Annotated in this window: 18 protein-coding genes and 1 pseudogene; 3 read left to right on the plus strand and 16 right to left on the minus strand. The window is 49.5% G+C overall.

The annotated features are described in order from the left end of the window. Nucleotides 1-259 precede the first annotated feature (259 nt). The 7 genes from Q0257_RS05465 to Q0257_RS05495 all read right to left on the minus strand — a co-directional run bounded on the left by Q0257_RS05465 (nucleotide 260) and on the right by Q0257_RS05495 (nucleotide 7318). Nucleotides 260-706, minus strand: a complete 447-nt coding sequence (locus Q0257_RS05465) for a hypothetical protein (protein ID WP_298022599.1) — start codon at nucleotides 704-706, stop codon at nucleotides 260-262. Nucleotides 707-836: 130 nt separating this feature from the next. Beyond that, nucleotides 837-1370 carry a hypothetical protein gene (locus Q0257_RS05470; protein WP_298022602.1) on the minus strand — a complete coding sequence of 178 codons (534 nt, stop codon included), beginning with the start codon at nucleotides 1368-1370 and terminating at the stop codon, nucleotides 837-839. Nucleotides 1371-1467: 97 nt separating this feature from the next. Beyond that, complete coding sequence (locus Q0257_RS05475) at nucleotides 1468-2046, minus strand: hypothetical protein (RefSeq protein WP_298022606.1); 579 nt, start codon at nucleotides 2044-2046, stop codon at nucleotides 1468-1470. A gap of 182 nt (nucleotides 2047-2228) precedes the next feature. Then, nucleotides 2229-2975: an ABC transporter ATP-binding protein gene (locus tag Q0257_RS05480; RefSeq protein ID WP_298022608.1), complete on the minus strand. Its 747-nt coding sequence runs from the start codon at nucleotides 2973-2975 to the stop codon at nucleotides 2229-2231. Then, nucleotides 2975-3976 (minus strand): iron ABC transporter permease, encoded by a 1002-nt coding sequence (locus Q0257_RS05485; RefSeq protein ID WP_298022611.1) that lies wholly within the window; start codon nucleotides 3974-3976, stop codon nucleotides 2975-2977. Before Q0257_RS05485 ends, Q0257_RS05480 begins: the two co-directional genes overlap by 1 nt. Nucleotides 3977-3986: 10 nt before the next feature. Beyond that, the gene (locus Q0257_RS05490) at nucleotides 3987-5000 is read right to left on the minus strand and encodes an ABC transporter substrate-binding protein (RefSeq protein WP_298022615.1); all 1014 of its coding nucleotides are present in this window, start codon (nucleotides 4998-5000) and stop codon (nucleotides 3987-3989) included. A 281-nt stretch (nucleotides 5001-5281) separates the two neighbouring features. After that, nucleotides 5282-7318, minus strand: coding sequence for a TonB-dependent receptor (locus tag Q0257_RS05495; RefSeq protein ID WP_298022618.1), 2037 nt, complete (start codon nucleotides 7316-7318; stop codon nucleotides 5282-5284). Nucleotides 7319-7453: 135 nt separating this feature from the next. Between Q0257_RS05495 and Q0257_RS05500 the strand changes: the two genes are divergently transcribed. Continuing rightward, a complete protein-coding gene (locus Q0257_RS05500; RefSeq protein ID WP_298022621.1) occupies nucleotides 7454-8182 on the plus strand; it encodes a hypothetical protein in 729 nt (242 codons plus the stop codon). Next, nucleotides 8182-8328: a hypothetical protein gene (locus tag Q0257_RS05505; protein ID WP_298022624.1), complete on the plus strand. Its 147-nt coding sequence runs from the start codon at nucleotides 8182-8184 to the stop codon at nucleotides 8326-8328. The genes Q0257_RS05500 and Q0257_RS05505 overlap by 1 nt, the downstream gene beginning before the upstream one ends. A 104-nt stretch (nucleotides 8329-8432) precedes the next feature. On the opposite strand, the gene Q0257_RS05510 is transcribed toward Q0257_RS05505, so the two are convergent. From Q0257_RS05510 to Q0257_RS05545, 8 genes and pseudogenes are all read right to left on the minus strand, one after another. Continuing rightward, nucleotides 8433-8678 (minus strand): hypothetical protein, encoded by a 246-nt coding sequence (locus Q0257_RS05510; protein ID WP_298022627.1) that lies wholly within the window; start codon nucleotides 8676-8678, stop codon nucleotides 8433-8435. Between the two features lie 928 nt (nucleotides 8679-9606). Next, the gene (locus Q0257_RS05515) at nucleotides 9607-10245 is read right to left on the minus strand and encodes a YggS family pyridoxal phosphate-dependent enzyme (RefSeq protein ID WP_298022630.1); all 639 of its coding nucleotides are present in this window, start codon (nucleotides 10243-10245) and stop codon (nucleotides 9607-9609) included. After that, entirely contained in the window at nucleotides 10242-11357 is a 1116-nt protein-coding gene (gene rseP, locus Q0257_RS05520) for an RIP metalloprotease RseP (RefSeq protein ID WP_298022632.1), read from the minus strand. The genes Q0257_RS05515 and rseP overlap by 4 nt, the downstream gene beginning before the upstream one ends. 654 nt (nucleotides 11358-12011) lie before the next feature. Next, entirely contained in the window at nucleotides 12012-12569 is a 558-nt protein-coding gene (gene pgsA / locus Q0257_RS05525) for a CDP-diacylglycerol--glycerol-3-phosphate 3-phosphatidyltransferase (protein WP_297924379.1), read from the minus strand. Continuing rightward, on the minus strand, nucleotides 12566-13345 hold the full coding sequence (locus Q0257_RS05530; protein ID WP_298022635.1) for an enoyl-ACP reductase: 780 nt from the start codon (nucleotides 13343-13345) through the stop codon (nucleotides 12566-12568). Before Q0257_RS05530 ends, pgsA begins: the two co-directional genes overlap by 4 nt. Further along, nucleotides 13346-14242 carry a 4-hydroxy-tetrahydrodipicolinate synthase gene (gene dapA / locus Q0257_RS05535; protein WP_297894048.1) on the minus strand — a complete coding sequence of 299 codons (897 nt, stop codon included), beginning with the start codon at nucleotides 14240-14242 and terminating at the stop codon, nucleotides 13346-13348. It abuts the gene before it with no gap. Continuing rightward, complete coding sequence (locus Q0257_RS05540; RefSeq protein WP_298022637.1) at nucleotides 14235-15488, minus strand: pitrilysin family protein; 1254 nt, start codon at nucleotides 15486-15488, stop codon at nucleotides 14235-14237. The genes dapA and Q0257_RS05540 overlap by 8 nt, the downstream gene beginning before the upstream one ends. A gap of 1172 nt (nucleotides 15489-16660) precedes the next feature. Then, nucleotides 16661-17713, minus strand: a pseudogene (locus Q0257_RS05545) (quinone-dependent dihydroorotate dehydrogenase); the annotation flags it as partial. A 116-nt stretch (nucleotides 17714-17829) separates the two neighbouring features. On the opposite strand from Q0257_RS05545, the gene Q0257_RS05550 reads away from it, so the two are divergent. Beyond that, nucleotides 17830-18015 carry a hypothetical protein gene (locus tag Q0257_RS05550; RefSeq protein WP_298022640.1) on the plus strand — a complete coding sequence of 62 codons (186 nt, stop codon included), beginning with the start codon at nucleotides 17830-17832 and terminating at the stop codon, nucleotides 18013-18015. A gap of 112 nt (nucleotides 18016-18127) precedes the next feature. Here Q0257_RS05550 and Q0257_RS05555 read toward each other — a convergent pair. Further along, nucleotides 18128-18995 (minus strand): hypothetical protein (locus Q0257_RS05555; protein ID WP_298022643.1); only part of this gene is annotated, 868 nt, incomplete at its 5' end.

Genomic DNA, 18995 nt, shown 5'->3' on the forward strand with positions numbered 1-18995 from the left:
TAAAATTTATCGGGCAGATCGCACCGATTTTCGTTAAATTTTAGCGTAAATTTATGCGCCGCGCCCAAACCCGCCTGAAATTTCAAACCGCCCGGCGAAAAGTACTAAGGCAAGCCTACCTCTACGTATTTTATATGCTCGAAATTCTTTAAATTTTCACCGAAGGATTGCAGTTAAATTTCAAAAGCCTCTTCATAAATTAAAATTTTTAGTTTGTCGTCCGCGCTTGTTCGCTCCGCATTTAAATCGCTGCTTGGATTTATTGTAAAGTCTCCAATCTAGCCGCTATTACCTTTTGCATCGCTTGATTTTTCCTGTTTTTGGCTAAAATTTGCAGCCTCCTTTTGCCGATGCGTTTGTCGGCGGCCTTTGGGATATTTGCGAGCCCCCATTCATCGGCACCAAAGTGCTTTGCAAACAGCTCCTCTTTTGGCGTGTCGATATATTCGCAGATAAGCTCGCCGATGTCATACGGATAAATTTTCGTTAGAGCGCCCTCTGCTAGGCTTTTTATGCCGCCGCTTTTTTGCACGAAATCCTTCGGGTAATCAAAAATAATCTCGCCCGCAAGCGTGATAAAATATCGCGGCAAATCCGTGCTGCCGCGCCTGCTTTGCATCCTATAAACCGTGCAGTGGAGCCTAAAATCAATGCTTTCATCTACAATTTCGTAAAGCCGTTTTGCAAGCTTGCTCCAACGTTTCATTTTGCCCCCTTATCTATTTGTCGCCTCTTGCGGTTTCGCGCGTAGCTTTTGCCGCTCTTTGCGACGATCGCACTTGAAAGCTGCGCGCCTTTTCTACTTTTTGCAAATCCGCTTTGTAAAATTTATCGCGCTAAACGGTCTCCCAAAATCTTGGCTCCGTCTTGATCGCTCCTCGGTTTTTCTCGCGTAAAATTTGCAAAAATTCTTTAAAGTTCGGCGTAAAAATCGAAGCGGCGGGCACAAATTTATATTCGCTCGCACCGTCTTGCTCGGGCTTGTTCGCGCTGCCGCGTTCAAGCTCGCTCGCGCCGCTCGCAAAGCGGATCCGCCAAATCCTAGCATGATTTATCCGAATTTTTGTGACTTCAAGCGCTAAAATTTGCTCAAATTTATACCTCGCCGCGAGCTTCTGTCCGTCAAAAACGTAGATGAAATCCTGATCGAACCAAAGGCTCTCGCACGAGATAAAAAATCGCTCCAGCCAGAACAAAAACGGTCGCACGGAAAGACTTTTTACCGCGTCTGCTTCGCTTATCCCATCTATCGCGGCAAGCCCGCGCGAGCTAAGCCTGCGAGGGTTGCGCCAAAAGAGCGTCCAAATAATCCCGCCCAGAAGCAAAACGCTAAAAATTACGATTAAAATTTGAATTAAAGCTTCAGCCATTTAAAATTCTAAGTCCTTTTACAAATGCAAATTTTGCCTCCGTATCGCCCCAAAACAGACTCCTGCCGAAATCCGCCTCCGAGCCGTTTGCAAGCTCTTAATAAAGCTTATAAAATCGCCCTTTGTACGTGCAATCGCTCAGGCAGACATTAAAAAACGCCTCCGCCGCGTCCCTGCCGCCGAAATAATAGATAAAGTAGATCGGGCGCAGATCGAAAGCACTTAGATTTTTGTTAAATTTAGCCCCACGCCGCGTCATAAACTCCACCGCCTTGCGCTTGTCCTCAAAAAGCTCAAAAATAGGCAGCGCGTAGTCCTTGATAGCTGCGCCAATCTCGCGAACGCTGGGCTCGAAGCTAGTGCCCGCGAGCTGCCAGTCGCGAAACTGTTTGCGCGGCGTGAGATAGCCCAGGTGCGATACGAAAACAAGATCGGTCGAGTAGGACAGCTCCTCTTGCATCAGCTTTTTTAGGCGCTTGCAGTAGATCGCGATCTGCGGTAGGATACTCACGCTGCCTGAGTAATTGCGCATGCTGGAGCCAAAATAAATTTCAAATAAAATCTCCTTGTCGCCTGTGAGCTTCGTTAGTTTTTGCCCCTTTTGCGTGGGCTTGAAGTACGCAAAATTTGCCGCGATCTCATTGCTGCCGTTTAAAAATATATCGCGTGGAGTCATGATTTTCCTTTAAATTTAGACGTTTTGCTCGCTAGCAATTCGGTTTGCTGCTTACATTGCCGCAACCGTGATCCGCAGCTTGGCGTCTTATCGGCGCGCCGTCTTGCTGCCGGAAAGTTATTCTATGCGCGCAATTTTACCCTAATTCGGCTAAATTTAACGGCGCTACGCGGCCGTAAAATTTATAATCTATCCTCGTATCTTTCGTAGTTTATGCCGTAAATTTTATCGATATTTTCAGTGTTTATGAGCTGCTCGCTGTGCCCGAAGACTAAAATTTCGCCGTCTTTTATAAACAGCGTCAAATTTGAAACGAATTTCGCGTGGCGCGGGTAGTGCGTCGTCTGCACGAAGGTATAGCCCTCATCCCCCAGCACTTTTATCATCTCGAGCAACTTGATCTGATTGCCAAAATCCAGCCCGTTTGTGGGCTCATCCATAAAGATCACTTTCGCGCCCTGAACCAGCGTGCGCGCGATATACGCTCGCTGCCGCTCGCCGCCGCTAACCCTCGTGTAGGGTGCATTTTTTAGATGCGCGATGCCCATCTTTTCCAGCGCCTGCTCGGCTAGCTTTTTATCCGCCGCGCTAAAGCTAGAAAATAGCGGCGTCCTGCACAGCGCGCCCATCAGTGCGACGTCAAAGACGCTGTAGTCATACGACGGCGCGTGCGTCTGCGGTACGTAGGCGACGAGAGAGGCTAGCTCACGCTTGCCGTAGTCGCGCACGCTTTTACCTGCGATCAGTACCTCGCCTTCAAATTTTAAAAACCCGAGCATTATACGAAGCAGGGTGCTTTTGCCGCTACCGTTGGCGCCTAGGATGCTTAGCGTATCGCCCGTCGCGACGTCAAAGCTGATACCCTTTAGCACGGGCTTATCGCGGTAAGCAAAGCGTAAATTTCGCACCTCTATCAAATTTTCTCGCATCAAAAGTTCCTCTTGGCACGGCGTAGCACGATGATAAACATCGGGATGCCAAACAGCGAGGTGACGATGCCGATAGGAATTTCGAAAGTAAAAATGAGCCGCGAGAAGCTGTCGCAAAAGAGCAGAAATATTGCGCCGATCATCGCCGAGCTAGCGAGCACCGCGCGGTTGTCGGCGCCGAATATAAAGCGCGCGATGTGCGGCACGATAAGACCGATCCAGCCGATGATGCCCGCGATCGTCACGCTAAGCGCGCTAACGAAGGTCGCGACTAGGATGATGAAAATTTTAACCCGCGCCGTATTTACGCCCAGGCTCTTTGCCTCCTCTTCGCCAAGGCTTAGCGCGTTTAGGTATTTGCCGCTAAGCGCCAGCAGCAAAATGCCCGCGCACATCGGCAGGACCGAAATTTGAATAAAGCTTTTGGACGCAAAGCCGAGGCTGCCCATCAAAAAATATGTGATCGCAGGAAGCGCGTCGCTCGGGTCTGCGGCGTACTTTAGCACCGAGAGCAGCGAGGTAAAGAGCGAGCCGCTGATGACGCCGCCAAGAACCAGCACGATGACGCTACCGCTGCGCGAATACAGCGCCGAGACGCCCAGCGCCACGGCCACGGCGAGAAAGCCGAAGCTAAAAGTGCTAAGCTGGATGAGATATTCGTTGAGTTTAAAAAACATCCCCACCGCCGCGCCAAATCCCGCGCCGCTTAGAACGCCCAGTATCGAGGGGCTAACGAGCGGGTTAACAAACATCGCCTGATACGCAGCGCCGCTGATAGCAAGGCTAGCGCCGATGAGCACGCAGGCAAGTATGCGCGGCAGGCGAATTTCAAGCAAGAGCATGTGCATGACCTCAAAATCTTTTAAACTTTCGCCTCGCAGCAGCGCCGTAACGTAGCGCGCGTAGTCCTCTGCGCCAAAGCCGTATTTGCCCAGCAGTAGCGAACCCGCGACGCAAAGCGCTAGCAGCAGGGCTAAAAACGCAAACGCCTTTTTGCTCATCTTTCTTTACTCACTCGGCGCCCCGTCCTAAAATTTTATAAATTTGCTCGTCTGTGAGCTCAAGATCTAAAAATAGCTTATAAAACTCGCGCATCTCGCGGACCATGTCAAATTTAAACGCTTCGGGGTAGATTAAATTTACCAGCCATTTTAGCCCCAAAAACCTCATAAACGAAGGCGGGCGGTCAAACCACGAAAATGGCTCGCGCGGGATATAATAAGCCTTTTTGTTTTTCACCGCGCCCAGCAGCTGCCACTTCGGATCGCCGTAAATTTTATCAAACAGCTCTTTTTCGTAGATGAGGATGACGTCCGGGTCGTATTTTACGAGCTGCTCGAAGCTGATCTTTACGCGCCCGAAGGATTTGGCGTTTGGATCCTCGGAGCATTTATGCACGTTCTGCGCACCGGCTCGCTCGATGAGCGTCGCGTGCCACGAGCCCTCGCACTCGGTGGCTAGCCCGTCGCCGCCCTGCGCGTAGTAAATTTTCACCTTTTGCAGGTTGTTTTTCCTAATGTATTCCTCGATCTGCGCGGTCAAATTTAGCGACTCTTTCGCGTAGCCTATGAGTTGCGCCGCGCGCTCCTGCTTGCCCGTCACTTCGCCTAAAATTTCAAACCCGTCTAGATAATCCTCGAGCTGCACCGCGCTTAGATAGAGAATCGGTTTTTTGATTGAGCCGAAGACCTCGCTCATCTTTTTGGTGTTGCGTGAGCTTGCGTTTACGAGGATGAGCTCGGGATTTAGGCGCAGCAGCATCTCGACGTTTGGAATTTTACCCTGGCCGAAAAAGCCGCCCACGACGGGCTGCTCTTGCACCTCTTTTTTGACGTAGGGCCGCTCGTAGTCGTTCCATTCGAAATTTGTGCCGCTGATTTTAGCGGGATCAAGCGCGTAGAGCATATATAAAAGCGGCGGCGAGCTAGCGTAAATTTTAGACGGAGTGCCTTGCAGCTGAGCTATGTTTTCGCTGTTTTGAGCGATGTAGTCCTTGATCTGCGCCTCGCTTAGAGCAAAAAGCATGCTCGCAGCGCAGAGAAATAGAAATATTTTTTTTCACCGTTTTCCCTTTTAAAATTTTTAATTTCGCAAGTATAGCAAAAGAAATTTTAAAATAGATTTATCTTCACTAGACGCCTATTTAGCCGCTAAATTTTAAAATTTAGCGGCGGTGATTTTAGATTGCTCGGCGCAAAATTTAGGGTTTAAATTTAAAACAGGCGGGCGGTATGAGATGAGGCTCAAAACCGCTCGCCCTCGGAGTTCAATGAAAAGGCAAAATGCCGCCGCCGTTTAAACCTGAATTAAAATTTATATCTGATGTTTGAGAAAAATACGCGACCCTCCTCAGGATAGCCCTCGTCGTATTCGTAGTTTTTATCAAACAAATTCGATACGCCCGCCTCCACGCTTAAGTTTTCGATCGGCTCGTACGTGAGCTTTAAATTTGTAACGCCAAAGCCCGCCGTCTTGTGATCTATATGACTACTTCTACCGGTGGGCACTCTGTTCCACAAGCTCGAGCTAAGCTCTTGAGAGACGTAAACGCCGAATTTAGGCAGAATTTTATAATCTGCGTATAAAAATCCTTTGTGCTTCGGCAGATCGTAGACGATCGTGCTGTCGCCGCTTTCTTTGTATTTGGCGTTCATATACGTATAATTTGCGCCAAGCTCCAAATCTTGCGTCGCAAAATATGCTGCGGCGAACTCAAAGCCCTTGTAATGAGCCTTATCGACGTTTACGTTCATATCTCTGGTTTGCGCAAATCTAGTAACGCTGGTCGTGCCGATAGCATCTTTAACTCTGGAGTAAAATACCGAGCTCTCCAGCCTTAAAAATTCTCCAAAATTCCTTTGGTAGCCGATCTCGTAGTGGTTTGCTACTTCGGGCTTTAGGTGCGGATTTGCGAAATTTCGCCCAAATCTCTCGCTATATCTATCTTTCATACTGGCAAAATAGGTCTTTTTGGCGTAGCTTAAGCTTAGCTCGTCCTCGCCGTCAAAGCTATGTTTGATAGCGGTTTGGTAATTAAAGGCATGTTTCTTGCCTACGTCAAACGAGGTTAGCTTCCAGTTAGCGGGGTTACCGGCTCCACCTCCGCCGCCTTTATATTGGATGTAGTCTTCGGCTTTGATAGCATCTCTCGTGTCATAACTAGCGCCTAAAATCAGTTTGGTAAAATCGGTAAATTTGTGAGTGTCTTCAAGCGCGAAACCGTAGGTTCTATCTATAAAGGTAACGGTAGGTTCGGTGCCGAATCTTCCGGTATAGTGGATTCTATGCCCGGAGTGCTTATCGTGTTTGTAGTTTGTGGCAAATTTAAGCGTGTTGCTATCGCTTAGGTCTCCGCCCATTTCTAAACCGAATCCGTATGCGTTATCCTTATACTTGCTATCCTCTTTTTTATCGATATCAAACATTCCGTTTTTAAACTCATCCGCAAAAGCCTTGGTATTTATGTAAAAGCTATTTGCAAATTCCGTATGCGATAGGAAATAGACGCTTTGTCTGTCCCATTGATACCACTCCCATTTGCGGTCTTTTTGGCTAAAAGTCGTATATCTTCCCGCATACATCGGCTGCTCTTTGCTTGCCTTTTGATTTACGTAGGCGATCGCGTATTCGTCGGTCTCGTTTGGTGTAAGGCCGAGTTTGATATTAAATTTCTTATCTCGCTGCATGGAGTTATCGCGTCTGTCGCCGTCCTCGTTGTCGTTTGCGTCGCCTTTAAATTTACGCGACATCTGCTGCCCCATATCCTCCATAAAGCTGCCGCCCGCTTGTACGTAGAACAGCTCCTGCTTGCTACCGACGTTCAAATCAACATTGTTGCCGTAGGTTTTGCCGCTTCTGCCCGTCTCAAAGCCGTAGCCCAAATTCCCTTCAAGCTCCTTGCTAGGCTTTTTGGTGATTAAATTTATCGCGCCGCCCATAGTGTTTGGACCGTAGAGCACCGAGCTTGAGCCCTTTGAGATGTCGATCCTGCTTAGATAGAACGTGCTAAACCTGCCGTAGTCCGCGTTGCCGTCGTAAGGCACGTAAACCGGAATTCCGTCGATAAAAAGCGGTACTCTGCGCGAATCAAAACCGCGAACGTAGAAATTTTGCTCGGCGCGCGGGCCTTTTTTATCCACATAAATGCCGGGCGTGCTGTAAGCGACCTGCGAGAGACGCTTTATCTCGTCTTTTTGCATCTGTTGCTCGTCGATGGTCACGACGTTCGTGTCGCTTTTTTGCACGCCGCCGACGTTTTTTACGACCTCGATTTGTCCGAGCGTAAACACCTCGCCGTGAAGCGCTATCGCGGCACAGCAGGCGATTAAGCCAATCTCTTTCATCCTAACTCCTTATAATAAAATTTTTATTATATATTGTTTAAAATACCATTTTATGGAATAAATTTTATCAAAATATTTGAATATAATTTTATTTTATAAATATTTAAAATCGACTTAAATGTTAAGGCTTTTAAAATGAAATTTAAATTTATACTTTGCATCGACGACACGGATGAACTAGGCGGCGAAATTTCTACGGGCCTGCTCGCCGAGGAGATCGCCGCGTTTGCGGAATCGTTCGCGCCAGTTTCATTCGTCACGCGCCATCAGCTCTTGCTCGATCCTCGCATCAACTACACCTCGCACAACAGCTCTATGTGCCTTGAAGCCTGGCTTACCGAGTCGCAAAAGCAACGCGTGCTGGATTTTGCGCTCCAGCTGCTAGAGCGTAAAAGCGCGCCTGGCGCGGAGCCAGGTATCGCGGCGGCCTTTGAAAAAGATATCCTAAACGTACAAGAGCTAATAAGCTTCGGCAAGAGCGCGAAAGAGATATTTTTAAGCACAGAGCGGGCGTTTGATACGGCGCACGAACAAAACGTATTTTTAAAAGAGCTAAAAAGCGACGCTCGCGGCGTCATCGGCGCGCTAGCTGGCATAGGGCTTAGGTTTAGCGGAAACGACGGCAAGATCAGGGGCAAATTTGAGCTAAAAGAGTCAAATTTGAGCGTAGCCGAGCTTTTGGGATTAAATTTTATCGAGGCGGTCGCGGATGAAAATTTTAAACCTCTCCCATCAAACGAGCGCGTAAATTTAATCGGCGCGCTAAAGCCGGTATTTTTGGATTTTAAGGCGACCTTGCTCGTCAAAAAAGAAGCGGACGGCGGCTTTAGAAACTTAGGTGTAAAAGAGCTTCGGGGGTTTTGATGCGCTCAAATTTTAACGAAAAAGGCGAGTTTAAATTTGGCAAATTTGATTACGAAAAAGCGCGCGAAACCGCCGAAAACTGCGCCAAATTTAAGCTAGATAACGATGTGCGGCGGCGAGATCAGCTGCTACGACTGCGCTTTTAGGCGCTGGAGCGCGGAGAGCTTTACCTGCGCTATACTTGCCTGTGCCATAGAAAAATAGGCGAAATTTCAAAATTTAAAGCGGGTCGTAGCGGGTAAATTTAAAACTATTGGGTATTTTTGAATTCGCGGCTTAAAAAAGCACGAGTCTGCAAGTAGATATTAAAATACAAGACCGATGGTGCGGATGCGACCGCCCAAAATATGACGCTTCTATATTCGGTATTTAAACAGGCGAGTAAATTTACGAGGATTAAAATTTTAAAGAGCAGCAGCGCCGCGTGCCTTAAACGCGGGTATGGGCGTAGATCGGACATATCAGAATGCTTGTTTGTAAAAGTATAAAGAATCACGCCTCGCCTTTTATCGGCGCGCCGTCAAATACCGTTTCTGAAAACATTGCATCGCTCGCCTAGCCGCGTTGTCTGCGCTGCCGTTTTGAAATTTCGCAGTGTCGAAGCGGCGTAAATTTTACACTGCTTCACGAGCTTCACTTCATCTGTCTTCGGCGCACAGCTATTCTACGTTTGCCGTTGTTTTAAATTTACAGCAGCGAAGTGTGTTAAATTTTACGACCTCGGCGCTATGTTAAATTCTATCGGTCAGGCTTTGCACTACGTCGTTTAAAATTCTACTCCGATATATCGCTTAAAATTTAGCGCCGCCATATCGCTTTAAAATTTTATACCGCCAAGGCGTTTTAAATTTTATACCGCCGAAACGCATCAAAATTTTACTATCTAGACGCTGCGCCAAATTCCATCGCCCAAAATTTACCCGCCAAAGTCGTGCCGCTTTAAAATTTTTCGTCGCGACACCGCATCTGTTACAAAAATTTCCGCCGCCGCGCCCTCCTCGTCGCCCACTAGCGCATCGCTATTTTAAATCTCTTACGCCGCACCGTCCATTAGCGAGCTATTGCATAAAAAATTCTACGCCGTCGCTTAAAATTTCCGCGTGCCCTCTATCGGCGCGTCGCTTTGAAATTTTCCGTCGCCGTGCCTTATTAAAATTTTGCCAAGACGCGCAAATTTAATATCGCGCCGCGCCCTTGCGCATCAGAATTTTATATCGCGACGTGTGACCGAGCTTGCCGATGAGGCTTGCGCGCGACCGAGTATCGTCATGTACTGAGAGTATTGATAGAATTGCGAGGGCTGCCGCGCGATCATCGCACAGGGCGCCGAACTTGTATAGAAGCTAGCGCAGAGTCGTGTGCGACCGATTATTGCGCCGAGTTTAAATTTAACGCCGTCCGCCCCTAGGCCCGCCCCTCGGGGCCTAGGCGTATAAAATTCTACCCAGGCGGATCATGTTCGAGCCGCATTTGATCGCGAGCTCAAAATCATCGCTCATCCCCATCGAGCAGATCCGCGCGCCGTGCGGCACGAGCGCGTCGAAAATCTCGCGGCTTGCCTCGAAGCTTCGCGCGATCTGCGCGGGCTCGCTCACGTGCGCGCCGATGCTCATCACGCCGATTAAATTTAGATTTTTGCACTCCTGCTTGATGCGCAAAAACTCCTCCACCGCGCGGTTTTTATCGAGTCCCGTTTTGGAGCTCTCGCCCGCAGCGTTGATCTCCAGCAGCGTATCTAGCGGATAAGTTAGCCGCTTATTCATCGCCGCGGCGAGCTCATAGGAGTTGCAGCTCTGCCACAGCGTCGGGCGCAGAGCGATGAGCTGATTGATTTTGTTGCTTTGCAGAGTGCCGATGAAGTGCCACTTTAGCGGCAGTCCGCGCAACGCCTCGCTTTTGCGCTTCAACTCCTGCACTCTGTTTTCGCCAAACGCGATCTGTCCTTGCGAATACAGCTCGCGCACCTCATCCGTGTCTACGTTTTTGCTCACCGCGACTAGCTGCACTTCGCCTGCGCCTGCTTTCGCGGTCTCAATGCGCTTTAAAATTTCATCCAGTCTCATTTGTAAAATCCCAAAATTCTAGCGAAATCATTCAGCACCGTAAATATCATCAAAAGCGCTAAAATCCCCATGCCTACGTAGCTGGCGCCCACGAATACCCGCTTTGGCACGGGGCGGCGGAAGATGAGCTCAAAGAGATTAAACGCGATGTGTCCGCCGTCGAGCGCGGGGATCGGAAAGAGGTTGATGAGCCCTAAATTTACCGATATTAGCGCCACGAGCGCGAGCAGGACCGCCGCGCCGTAATCGACCGCCTTTGAAGTGATGTCCGTAATGGCGACGATACCGCCCATCTCCTTGGGCGAAACGACGCCGCTAGCGAGCTTTTCTAGGCCTACCAGGATGAGCTTTGATGCCTCCACCGTCTGATCCCACGCGAAGCTAAGCGAGCTCGCGCCCTTGTGATATAGCGTCACGGTCGCGTTGTAATCGGGCGAAATGCCGATGAGCGGCACTCTGATGCTCTCGCGCCAGATGGTTTTTTTCTCGCCGAGCTTCGGCGTGAGCTGTAGGCTCAGCCGCTCGCCGCTGCGCATGATTTCTAAGCTTAGAGGTGCGGCGGTTACCTGCTTTGAGATGTCGTCCCACTCGCGGATCTGCTTGCCGTCGATCGCTAAAATTTCATCGTTGATCATCAGCCCTGCGCTTGCAGCGGCAGAGCCCAGCGAGATTTTGCCGACCTTCGGCGCTAGCTTTTCGACGCCGATGTAGCCCAGCGCGATGTAGATCAAAAACGCAAGCAGCAGGTTAAAAAACGGCCCCGCAAAAAGTATGATTATGCGCGCTATCGGGCCTTTGGAGTTGTAGCTGTCGGGATCCGCGCTTGCCGCGGCAGGATCCAAATCCTCCTGCCCCTTGAGGCTCACGTAGCCTCCCAGAGGGATCGCGCTGATGGCGTACTGCGTCGCGCCGATACGCTTGGTAAAGACCTTCTCGCCGAAGCCCACGCTAAAGACGTTCACCCCCACGCCCAGCGCCCGCGCCGCCAAAAAATGCCCCAGCTCGTGGAAAAAGATGAGGAAGCTGATCGCCAGCACCGTGACCATAAAATTTATCGAGTAAAAATAAAATCCGACCGCCAGGATCGCCAGCGTTAAAATTATGCTTTTCAAATTTCAGACCTTTGTAAAAAATGGGCTAAGCTTACTATGATTTTGTAAATTTTAAGCTTAGATCGCCGTTTAAAGCCTTAGCTCGCTTTTTTAAATTTGATTAGCTTTTAAACTTAGCCCGCCGCCGCTTCAGGCTATAAATTTAGCTAAATTAAAGGCGCGCGGCGGATGGACAGCGCGCGGAATTTAAAATTTAAAAGCGAAATTTTACCGCGAGATTTTGCGGAGCGGATTATAAAATTTCGCCGCGCGGAGCTTGTGCTTTGAACTGCCACTATTTTTTGAAAAGCTGTTATATTTTGAAATTCCGTTTTACTTTGAAATTCCTCCATGTTTTGAAACACTGCCGCGCCGCCGTAAAATTTTATACGGCGGTTAGACGGAATTCTGCGCCGCGAGATTTTGCACGGCGGAATTTTATCTTTTAAATTTTATAGGTTTGGCGCACTGCTGTGCGCGTACAGATTAAACATCTATAAAATTTTATCTCACAATTTATAGCGCGAAATTTTAAAATTTTACGCTTGCCGGTATGTGTGAAATTTCACGCTGAAATTTTATTACCAAAACCCGCTTTAAGCGTGCGTTTTGGCGCTCTACGATGTCGATTTTATTTTCAAACACGAAAGCCATATCTAGTCTAAATTCTAAAATTTAACTCTTTTTCGTAGCCTTAGCATATGCCGCGACGTATTCAAAGCCCGAATATAGCGTCAGCGCAACCGCGATCCAGAGTAGGGCGTTTGCATAGGGCCACTGCATCGTTAGCCAGCCGATAGCGATCATCTGAAAGACCGTCTTTACCTTGCCCGCCATCGACGCGGCGACCTCTACGCCGTCGCCCGCCATCGCCACGCGAAGGCCAGTGATGAAAAACTCGCGGATTAGGATCAGATAGATCGCCCACGGACTGGCGCGCCCGATAAACATAAGCCCCAAAAAGCCCGCAAGAGTTAGCATCTTATCGGCGAGTGGATCGATGATGGCGCCTAGTTTGGTCTTCTGGTTCCAGGAGCGCGCGATGTATCCGTCGAAAAAGTCCGTGACGGAGGCGATGACGAAGACTAGCGCGGCGAAATAATCGATCCAGCTTACGTGCACCGAGCCCACCATGCCGCCGTTCGCATGACCGGCTAGTAAGATCAGCCAGAAAAACAGCGGCGCCAGCGCAACGCGAAAGCTCGCTAAAATATTGGGTAAATTTAGCATTATTTAAAGGTCGTTCCGCCGTCGACGATGAAGGTGTGCCCGGTCACCCAGCTAGCCTTGCTCGAGCATAGAAACAAACATGCTCCCGCCAGATCCTCCGGCTGCCCCATACGTCCTAGCGGGCTAAGCTCGGCGGTTTTATCGCGTACCTCTTCGTAGTTCGTAAAGGCCCGCAGCGCGTCCGTTTCGATCGGTCCGCCGCTTACTACGTTTACGCGGATATTTTTCTCGCCGAGCTCGGTCGCGGCGTAGCGCGCCATCGCTTCAACTGCGGCTTTCGCCGTGCCGTGACCCGCGTAGTTTTCGATATAGACTAAATTTCCCGTGGAGCTAAGCGATATGATCGAGCCGCCGCCTACCGCTTCCATGCGTTTTGCGGCTTCTTGCGCGCCCACGACGAAGGCATTTACGGTCGCGGTGAAGATATTATTGATGCCGCGCGGCTTTAGCCTCATAAATTTAGTGTATCCGCCCGCGACTGCGCGACCGGAGATGATGGCGTTTGAGATAAAAAAATCCACTCGCGCAAAATCCTCGTCGATCTTGGCAAAGAGCTCCTTATATGTCTCGGGCTCTAGGATATTTAGCGCATAAGCGCGCGCCTTGATGCCGTAAGCCTTCTCAAGCTCTATTGCTTGCGAAGTCGCCAGCTCCTCGTTGGAATTATATGTAAAAGCGATATTTGCGCCCGCAGCTGCGAATTCCAAAACTATCGCCCTGCCTATGCCTCTCGTGCCGCCGCTGATAACTAGCGTTTTTCCTTTAAATTCGTTCGTCAATTAAAATCCTTTGATAGTGTATTGTTTCATTACGTTTTCTATTTTTTTGAGGTTTTCCGCGCTCGGCTCGCAAAGCGGCAAGCGGTACTCCAAGCTCGGCGTCAGGCCCGCGATATACATCGCCGCTTTGATCGGGATCGGATTGCTCTCGCAGAATAAAATTTTATTGATCGCGTAGAGATCGTCGTTGATCTGCTTGGCCTTTAAAAACTCATTTTGCAGCGCAAATTTCGTTAGTCTCGCCGTGTAATCGGGCAGTAAATTTGCAGTGACCGAGATCACGCCCTTGCCGCCGTTGCTTAGGATCGGATAGTTGATCGCATCCTCGCCGCTAAGCACGCTAAGGCGTGGCTCGTGCGCGAGCAGATCGACGCATTTATCGATGCTGCCGCTTGCTTCTTTTACGCCGTAGATGTTCTCGCAGTCGTTAAAAAGCTTGATGATCGTATCTGCGGCTATGTCGCAGCCCGTGCGACCCGGGACGTTATATAGCAGCACGGGCAGATCTACCGAGCTCGCGATCGCCTTGTAGTGCAGATACAGCCCCTTTTGGGTGGGTTTGTTGTAGTAGGGCGCTACGGATAAAATTCCGTCCGCGCCGTGAGCCTGCGCAAACTGCGCGAGCCCGATCGCTTCGTGAGTTGCGTTGCTGCCCGCGCCCGCTAGCACCTTAACGTCCGTGCCCTTGCACGCATCTACGGCGATCTCGATACAGACGCGGTGCTCGTCGTGCGTCAGCGTCGCGCTCTCGCCCGTGGTGCCGACGGGTACGACCGCGCTTATGCCGTTTGCGATCTGTCTTTTGATGAGCTTTGCGTAGGTCTGCTCGTCTAATTTGCCCTCTTTAAAAGGCGTGATCAGCGCCGTCATAGAGCCGATTATGACATTTTTATTCATCGTTTTCCTTTCGTAAGATAATGCTCGTGGAATTTTTAAGGCTTAGATAGGTCTTCATCGCTTTTTTAACCGCGTTTTTATCTAGACTTTTGATCTCGCGCTCCAGCCTAAATAGCGCGTCCAGATCGCCGCGGACGATGTAGCTGCCGTACATCTGCGCTACCTTGCTGGCACTGTCGAGGGAGTAGATCAGATCGCTGCTTAGGGTGTTTTTAATCTTTAACATATCGTCATCGCTTATTTTAGCTTTTTTGGCTTTTTCGATCAGCGCTAAAATTTCATCTCTCAGCGTCTCGCCGCTTACGCCTTGGTTGCAAACGGCAAAGACTATAAATAAATTCTCGTCCTTGGCGCTCATATCGTAGATGTTTATCTGATTGGCAAGCTTTTTCTCATCGACCAGCACGCGCTGCAAAAGCGAGCTCTTGCCGCCGCTAAGATATATATCCATCGCTTTGATTGCCGCGGCGCCTTCGTGGTTAAACGGCGGAATTTTAAAGGCGACCGCAACGATCTGCGCCTCGCTGTTTTTGTAAATAACGCTAAGCTTCTCGCCGTCTTGCGCGGGCTCGGTGCAGTGAAGGCACGGAATTTCACTTTTGTTTTTTACGGGCGCGAAGTGTTTTTTTGCCACATCAAACGCCGCCTTTTCGCCGATGTCGCCGGTGATCAGCAGCACAGCGTTTTGCGGCTGATAAAATTTAGCGTGAAATTCCTTAATATCTTTGATGCTCCAGTTTTCGATATCCTTGCGAAAGCCGATCGGCGTCCAGTGATACGGATGGTACAAAAACGCGGCGTTATATAGCCTGAAAAATAGGTATCCGAACGGATCGTTATCGGTGCGCCACAGCCGCTCCTCGAGCACGACCTTGCGCTCGGGCTGAAATTCTTTGTCTTTGAGGCTTAAGTTTTGCATTATGTCGGCGTAAAGATCCAAGCAGACCTCTAAATTTGAGCTCGCGCACTTGATGAAGTAGTGCGTGTAATCAAAGCCCGTGCTTGCGTTATTCACGCCGCCAAATCCCTTTACGATCGCGTCGAACTCGCCTGCCTTGCGATTTTTCGTGGATTTAAAATTTAGATGCTCCAGCATGTGCGCGATGCCGCTTTTGCCCATCACCTCGTCGCGCGAGCCGACGTTGTAAAACACGTCCACGCTGATGACGCCGCTGCCTTTATTCATCGGGATGTGATAAATTTGAAGCCCGTTTTGCAGCGTGATTTTCTTAAATTTCGGAAACATTAATCTTTTTTCGCCTTTCGTTTTTTGCTTGAGTTTTGCTCTGCGTCTTGGGCGCCGCTCGCTTCTTTGGCCTCTTTAAGCTCTTTGGTCTCTTTAGCCTCGGCATTTTTAGTTTTGGCACTGCTTTGCTTTACGTTTTTGACCTTAGAACTTTTGCTTTCTGCACTATTTTTCGGCGCGGCTTTAGTTTGAGAATTTTTACTTTCTATGTCGTTTTTTGACGCGGCTTTAGTTGCGGTTTTATTTTTCGACGTGGTTTTAGTTTTGACAGTTTTGCTCGCCGTGCCGCTTTGTTTTGCGTTTTTGACCTCTAAATTCTCGCTCTTTGCGCCGCTTTGCGAGATATTTTTTGCTTCGGCGTTCTTCTGCTGCGAGGCGTTGTTATCCTGCGCGACGTCCTTCCGTAAGGCGTCATCATCCTTCGCAGTATCTTTTTGCGTAGCGTCCTTCTGTGAGATATTATCCTGCACGGCGTCCTTATGCAAGGCGCCATTCTGTGCGTCATCTTTCTGCGAGGCGTCCTTTGAAATTTTACCGCGCTTAGAGCTTGCGTCGCCTTTTGAAATTTGACTTTGCTTTTGCTCTGTGCCGTCTTTAGACGCGCCTTTTGAAATTTTATCCTGCTTTCGATCCGCGCCGCTTTGCTTTGTGCTTTTAGCCTCTAAATTTTTGCTTTTTGCGCTGCTTCGTTTTGTGTTTTTAACCTCGGAATTTTCACTTTCCGCGCTACTCCGTTTTTTACTTTTAATCTCTGAATTTTCGCTCTCCGCACCGCTTTGCTCGATTGATCTTTGATCTGCCGCAGTATCTGCGCTTACCAAGGCGTTTAAATTTGCCGAAGCGCTAGAATTTTCGTCCGCTTCGGAGCTTGAGTTTGTTTGAGCGCTAGGAATTTCATCTGTTTGAACGCTCGAAATTTCATCTGTTTGAACGGCGGGAATTTTATTAACTTGGGCGCTCGATATTTCGCTTTTGCCGTCGTTTGGAATTTCATCCGCATCCTTGCTTTCGGGCGCGTTTGAAATTTCATCCGTTTCCTCGCCTTTGGCCGTGCTTGAAATTTCATCCGTTTTAGCATCCGGCTTTTTATTTTCGTAAGCGCGCAAATCCGCGCCGTCGCCGCGACTTTCGACCCGATTGCCTCTGACGCCGTATCCTTCGCCCGCGCGAGTTTTTAAATTTACCCCGACCGCCTCGCTGATGCTATTAAAGCCGTCTGCGCGCAAAAGCTCCGCCAACCCCTCGTTGATCGATTTTGCGACGAACGGACCCTTGAAGATAAAGGCGGTAAAAATTTGAACCAGGCTCGCGCCCGATTTGATGCGCTCGTAGGCCTCCTGCGCGCTGTCTATGCCGCCGCAGCTGATTAGGACCGTGCGGCCGAAGAGCTCGCGAGCGACCTGCGCGAAAAGCTCGCGCGATTTTTCGGTGATCAGCCTGCCGCTCAAGCCGCCGAAGTCCCTAGCGTTGGGGCTTAGAGAATAATCGACGCTGGTGTTGTTTATGATGATGCCGCTTGCGCCGCTTTGCACCGCGCACTCGCACAGCGCGATCGCCTGATCCGCGCTCATATCGGGCGCCAGCTTTAAGACGAGCGGTCTGTTCGTGATTTTTTTCATCGCTCCGATCAGCTCGCTTATGAAGCTATTTTCTTGCAAAGCGCGCAGATTAGGGGTATTCGGCGAGCTTACGTTGATGATGAAAAAATCGCACAGCCCGTTAAATTTACGGCCCAAGGCTTCGTAATCGCTTAGCGCATCCTCGTTCGAAGTGGCCTTATTTTTGCCGATATTTGCGGCGATCGGGATTACAAAAGGATAAATTTTTCGCACGCGACGCTCGATAACATCGGCGCCCTCGTTGTTAAAACCCATCGCGTTTTGAATGCTCTGCTCACTAACGAGGCGAAAAAGTCGCGGCTTAGGATTGCCGCTTTGAGGACGCGGCGTAAAGGTGCCAAAATCGATGTGTCCGAAGCCAAGAGCGGCCAGCGGCGCGATCATCGTGGCGTTTTTGTCGAAGCCGCCCGCGATACCTACGGGGTTATCGAAGCTTAAATTCCATATATTTTGAGTTAAAATTTCATCTTTATAAACGCCGAATTTTGCTAAAGCCTCAAGCCCGCCCGGAGTCGCATAGAGCGCGCGAAGTCCGAATTCTGCGATCTTGTGAGCGGTTTCGGGATCGAATAGAAAAAAGATTTTTTTCAAGGTATCGTAATTCATAATTTTTCCTCAAATTTTGCGTAATGGTAGCTAAAATTTAATTAAATATAGATAAGGATTTCGCGCTGAATTGCAATTTGCGGCGGTTAAATTTAATTTTAGAATTACGCGCTTAAATGCTGCGTAGAATTTCTACGGCTCGTCGCGACGATCTAAATTTACGCAGAAGCTCAAAGATGCGCGGCGCAAATTTTATAAATTTAGCTTGCCTGGGTACGTGCAGAAACGCGCAGTGTCTGTGGCACAGCTCGCGGTGGCGGGCATCGTGTGAGATTTTTATCCAAAACATGGCGAGGTGGTGAGGTTTTACATTGAGTGGCGGGTGTTGTCGCGATTTTATCCTACGCCGATCTGCGCTCAATCCCGCTGAAGCTAAATTTTAAAATTTAAAGCGTCCACTCGCGCTGTTTGAGTTTAGCGCGCGTCTTTGTCAGCGAAGGCAACGATCATCGTGCCCAGAGGAATGATCGTAACGCCCAAAATAATCGCTAGCGGGTTTAGCAAGGACAGCTTGGCAAGCAGGTAGATCGCCGCCACGAGCGCCGCGTAGGAGAGAATTTTAAACGGAGAGAAAAACGCCCCCGCAAAATTACTCTGAACCTCGCTCCGCTCGCACTCATCATCCCAATCATTGACGCTACCGTCCGCGCCTTCGAAGTCATCCTTTGATCCATCGCGCGCGGTGCCAATCCCGCCCCCAAAATCGCTCGTACCGTCGCTCGGCTCGCTGCTATCTACATCGCCGCCACGATTACCGCTATCTGTGCCGTCGCCCGGGTCGCCGCGATCTGCGCCGTCGTCCTGGTCGCCGCTAGCTCCGCTTTTCAAGTCGTCGTAATGCTCGCCTATGTCGCCTTGCGAACTATCGCTAACTTCGTCGTTTATGCCGCCGTGTGAGTTGCCGCAAGTCGCGCAATCTTTCATATTAAATTTATCGGCGACATGTCCCAAAGCGGTCGCGTTGCAAGCGGAGATTTCGTTGCGGTTGTCTTCGGTAGAATTTAAGTCGCGCTTGGTAGCAGCGGCTCTGCTGCGCTCGGCGCCTAAATTCGAGCCGCGAGTAAAATTTATATCGGCGGAGCTTGCGGTACGCTCGGCGGCGGTCTCATCGTACGTGACGCAACTATCGCCGTTTTCGACGCGGACATCGCCACTAGTGAAATTTACGGCGTCTTTGGAATTTTGAGCATTTAAAATTTCAGCGCCTAAATTTAGATCGCTAAAGCTTTCTCTATTTAAAATTTCGCCTCCGCAAATTTTGTCGTATGAAATTTTATCGTCG

The organism is uncultured Campylobacter sp., from assembly GCF_938018035.1.
GTDB lineage: Bacteria > Campylobacterota > Campylobacteria > Campylobacterales > Campylobacteraceae > Campylobacter_B.